The sequence below is a fragment of the Hungatella sp. SL.1.14 genome (genome assembly GCF_024460495.1).
Taxonomy (GTDB): Bacteria; Bacillota; Clostridia; order Lachnospirales; family Lachnospiraceae; genus Hungatella; species Hungatella hathewayi.
The window spans coordinates 1-255 of the sequence record NZ_JANFYJ010000580.1; the positions used below are offsets into that span (position 1 = coordinate 1).

Genomic DNA, 255 nt, shown 5'->3' on the forward strand with positions numbered 1-255 from the left:
TTTCGACCTCGCCTTAGGCCCCGACTTACCCAGAGCAGATCAGCTTTACTCTGGAAACCTTAGATATTCGGCCTGGAGGATTCCCACCTCCATCTCGCTACTCATTCCGGCATTCTCTCTTCTTAACGCTCCACGCCTCCTTACGGTAACGCTTCGCCGCAGTTAAGAATGCTCCTCTACCAATGTATTGCTACATTCCACAGCTTCGGTGTCGTGTTTCAGCCCCGGACATTTTCGGCGCAGGACCTCTCGACT

General features: G+C 52.9%; 1 rRNA gene. It reads right to left on the minus strand.

The annotated features are described in order from the left end of the window. Positions 1-255, minus strand: a 23S ribosomal RNA gene (locus NE473_RS33380); the annotation flags it as partial.